At 29.9% G+C, this 4,889-nt stretch carries 3 protein-coding genes; all 3 read right to left on the bottom strand.

Features of this window, described 5'->3' with window-relative positions:
* Positions 1 to 797, bottom strand: a 797-nt coding sequence (locus tag DW761_RS20635; protein WP_233513150.1) for an AAA family ATPase, incomplete at its 3' end; no start/stop codon positions are given.
* Positions 798 to 820: 23 nt separating this feature from the next.
* Positions 821 to 2,707, bottom strand: coding sequence for an AAA family ATPase (locus DW761_RS20630; RefSeq protein WP_117519227.1), 1,887 nt, complete (start codon positions 2,705 to 2,707; stop codon positions 821 to 823).
* Between the two features lie 16 nt (positions 2,708 to 2,723).
* A complete protein-coding gene (locus DW761_RS20625; protein WP_117519226.1) occupies positions 2,724 to 4,610 on the bottom strand; it encodes an AAA family ATPase in 1,887 nt (628 codons plus the stop codon).
* Positions 4,611 to 4,889: the final 279 nt, after the last annotated feature.

Genomic DNA, 4,889 nt, shown 5'->3' with positions numbered 1-4,889 from the left:
TCAATTAGGAATATAACATTTTTTTGATATTTTTTACTCAAAAATTCTATTAATCTATTCAATGAATTCTTTATGAATACTACATTACTAAAATTATTTCCTTTTTTCAATTCTTCATATGTTTGACATAATTTATCTCTTAGTTCTTTTTCATCAAATGTTTTATAAATAGGATAATATTTTGCATACAAATCTTCCAAATGTTCAATCAAACTGCCGATCATGATATTTTCATTACCTTTACAATCAAAAAAACTTAAGAAAATCACTGGCCACTTGTTCATTTCTTTGACATATTTTGTTTGATAGATATAGGTATCTTTAAATATTTCTTTGCTATCCTTTGTAATATCGAAAAATTCTGCCAACATGCTCATATTTAGTGTTTTTCCAAATCTGCGTGGGCGTGTGATTAATGTTACTTGATCATTTAATCGTAATAACTCTTCAATCATTTTGGTTTTATCTACATAATAGGCGTTTTCTTTCTTAACCATTCGATAATTACTCATACCAATTGGCACATGCTTCTCTTTTGCATCATCCATATCATATAATACTTTTGATTCGTCAACACGTAAATCTTCAACGCCTTTTTCATACATTTCTATCTTTTCTCTGCCAATCGTTGCCTTACACCCTATATTCGTTAATCGGATATCCATAACAAAAGGAATTCCTCGTCTCTTTAATTCTTCCTCTAAAGCCATCACTTCTTTTAATCCTTTAAGTTTTACATTAATGATTTCATCATTACAACCTACGATTTTTTCTATTATTTCCTCTAAACTTCCCATATAACCACCAAGCCTTTCCTTTATTATATTTTCCAAGCCATTTTCGCTTTTTTCTGATGATTTCCAATACCAATTTTTATCGCATCATCACCATAATGTTTATCTAAAATTTGTGTCATCGCTTTATCCGCAGAAGCCAATAAGCAGTCTTCTTTGTCATTTTCTGCATACTTCATTTCTATGACGATATCTCGCTGGCCTTTTTTTGATTTCAAATATATATCTGCTCTTCCATATCCCTTTTCTTGATTACTCATGATTTCATAGCTATCACTTACAATGATGCATAGTCCCAAAAGCAAAACATGATAGCTGTTTTCATCCTTTAAATCAAAATAGCTGGGATAATTGAATAAGATTTCCTGATAGGCTTCTTCAAATTCTTTCATTTTTCCTTCTTGTATTAATTGAAACATACCTGCCACATCAACTTCATCCCACGCATAGATACGCATCATGATATATATTAAATCTTGTTTTACTTCTCCATTCACAATTCTTAATACATATTGATGATACGTAATTTTTTCCTTTATCGTCAGATATCCTGCATGTACCAATAATGCCCATAACTGTGTAGCACCACGTAATTCTATATAGGCTCCTTCCAAAATACAATTGACCTTTATTTCACCTTTTTCTAATAATTCTACATATTGCTTTTTTACTTTATTACTTGATTTTTCTAATAATTGACAAACAACCTCATTACTTCCTGTGTTGATCCAATAAGATGCTAAGATACCTTTATCTGCATAATTTATTACAGACCATGGATTATAGATTTCTATTCCTCCAATCGTATATCCATCATACATTTCTTTTACGTCCTGATTCAATTCAAGATGATGTGCCTTTAATAATGTTCTTGTTTCATCTTCCGTAAATCCAAACACATCTTTATATTTTTCATCTAGCATACTGCATACTTCTAAATTGTTTAATCCTGAAAACAAGTTTTCTTTCGCAATTCTTTGAATACCAGTTAATACTCCTTTATACAAATATTCGTTATCTTTTAAAGCCGAAGAAAACATTCCTGTTAGAAGATCTTTTACTTGTTCAGAATATTTACCAGCATAAGCACTCATAAATGGCGTGTCATATTCATCTACCAAAAGAATTACTCGCTTTTCATACTTTTTATATAAAAAGCGCATCAAAAGTTCAATTGCATTAATCACAGTCACTTCACCATTTATACTAATATCCGCATCTAACAAAACATCACAAATTTCTAATAACTGATTTGAAAGAAATCTATCTTTTACGCTCTGAAATTCATCATAATATCTTCCATATTCTTTAGAAAGTTCCATATATAATTGCTTTATTAATTTTTCTTTTTTTCCTTTACAATCTTTTAATGTCATAAATATCACTGGCCATTGATTCATTTCTTTTACATACTTTGTATGATAAATATAGGTATTTTTAAATAATTCTTTACTTTCCTTTGTGATATCAAAAAACTCTGCCAGCATACTCATATTTAATGTTTTTCCGAATCTGCGAGGTCTTGTGATTAATGTTACCTCATCATTCAGCGTTAATAATTCTTCAATCATTTTGGTTTTATCAACACAATAAGCGTTCTCATTTATAACATCACGGTAATTGCTTATACCAATTGGCACACGCTTCTCTTTTAAAATTTCCGTATCATATAATACCTTTGGTTCTTCAACATGAAAGTCTTGCATACCTTTTTCATAGATATCCAATTTTCTTCTGCTGATTGTTGCTATACATCCTTCATTCGTTAATCTGATATCCATTACAAAAGGGATTCCTCGTTCATTTAAAGCTTTCTCCAATGTTACAGCATCCATTAGTCCTTTAAGATTTACAATAATGTTTTCATCTTTATTTCTCAAAACCTTTTCTATAATTCCATCTGTACGTTCCATATAACCACCCTTTCCATCACATTTTCCAAGTTATTCTAGCTTTCTTCTGATGATTTCCAATACCAATTTTTATCGCATCATCACCATAATGTTTATCTAAAATTTGTGCCATCGCTTTATCTGCAGAAGCTAATAAACTTTCTTCTGTTTCGCTTTCTGCATACTTCATTTCTATGACGATATCTCGCTGACCTTTTTTTGATTTCAAATATATATCTGCTCTTCCATATCCCTTTTCTTGATTACTCATGATTTCATAGCTATCACTTACGATGATGCATAATCCCAACATTAAAACATGATAGCTGTTTTCATCCTTTAAATCAAAATAGCTGGGATAATTAAATAAGATTTCCTGATAGGCTTCTTCAAACTCTTTGATTTTTCCTTCTTGTATCATTTGAAACATCTCATATACATTGCAATCATCTAATGAAAAAATTCTTTTTAAAATTTGTATTAAATCTTGTTTTACTTCTCCATTTACAATCCTTAATACATACTCATCAAAGCTTAGCTTCGCTTTTATTGTAAGATATCCTGCATGTACCAATAACGCCCATAACTGTGTAGCACCACGCAATTCCATGTAGGCACCTTCCAAAATACAATTGACCTTTATTTCACCTTTTTCTAGTAATTCAATATATTGCTTTTTTACTTTATTACTTGATTTTTCTAGTAATTGACAAACTACCTCATTACTTCCAGTGTTGATCCAGTAAGATGCTAAGACACCTTTATCTGCATAATTTATTACAGACCATGGATTATAGATTTCTATTCCTCCAATCGTATATCCATCATACATTTCTTTTACATCCTGATTCAATTCAAGATGATGTGCCTCTAATAATGTCCTGGTTTCATCTTCCGTAAATCCAAACACATCTTTATATTTTTCATCCTGTATACTGCATACTTCTAAATTGTTTAAACCAGAAAAAAGATTTTCTTTCGCAATTCTTTGAATACCTGTTAATACGCCTTTATACAAATATTCGTTATCTTTTAAAGCTGATGAAAACATTCCAGTCAAAAGATCTTTTACATTTTCATAATACTTACCAGTCAAGGCACTCATGAATGGTGTATCGTATTCATCTAGTAATAAAATCACCTGTTTATTATATTTCTCATATAAAAATCTTATTAATAAACTCAATGCTTCTTGCATTAAAAACAGTTCTTTATCCGATTCCACATTTCTTAATAATATATCATAAACTCTTTCAATTCTTTTTTTAAATCCTATTGACTTTATATTATCAAATTCCAAGGAATATTTATCATATTCATAAAGCAAATTTCCAATCAAGCTCTCCATCATAAAACCTTCATCGCCTTTACAATCAAAAAAGCTTAAGAAAATCACTGGCCATTGATTCATTTCTTTAACATATTTTGTTTGATAGATATAGGTGTCTTTAAATATTTCTTTGCTATCCTTTGTGATATCAAAAAACTCTGCTAACATGCTCATATTTAATGTTTTTCCAAATCTGCGTGGGCGTGTGATTAATGTTACTTGATCATTTAATCGTAATAACTCTTCAATCATTTTAGTTTTATCTACATAATAGGCGTTTTCTTTCTTAACCATTCGATAATTACTCATGCCAATTGGCACATGCTTCTCTTTTGCATCATCCATATTGTATAATACCTTTGGTTCTTCAACATGAAAGTCTTGCATACCTTTCTCATAGATATCCAATTTTCTTCTGCTGATTGTTACTTTACATCCTTCATTCGTTAATCTGATATCCATAACAAAAGGAATCCCTCGTTCATTTAAAGCATTCTCCAATGTTACAGCATCCATTAATTCTTTAAGATTTACACAAATGACTTCATCTTCATGACGCAAAATTTTCTCTATAATTCCATCTATAAATTCCATATGTCCACCCTACCTTTTTATTTACTGCCATTATAACATTACATAGTTTTTTGTCCATCACATTATAATGTATATTTATATTGTATAAATAATAATAAGTGCTATTTAACAGCACTTATATTAATTTATTACTATTCGCTTTCATCTGGATTTCCTATTCCCAAACCATATCCATATGCTTTCCATGATATGCGATGCCAATCTTAAATGCATCTGGTGCATATTCTTCTTCTATGATCTGTTTTAACGCTTTTTCTGCTTCTTTCTTTAAACTGTTTG

This window comes from Absiella sp. AM29-15, from assembly GCF_003434225.1.
Classification (GTDB): Bacteria; Bacillota_I; Bacilli_A; order Erysipelotrichales; family Erysipelotrichaceae; genus Hoskinsella; species Hoskinsella hominis.
This window is presented reverse-complemented; position numbering and strand designations above follow the sequence as displayed.

Bases quoted from the DNA above. Each gene is read 5' to 3' on its own strand.
- DW761_RS20630 (WP_117519227.1), bottom strand. From the start codon at position 2,707: ATGGAACGTACAGATGGAATTATAGAAAAGGTTTTGAGAAATAAAGAT.
- DW761_RS20625 (WP_117519226.1), bottom strand. From the start codon at position 4,610: ATGGAATTTATAGATGGAATTATAGAGAAAATTTTGCGTCATGAAGAT.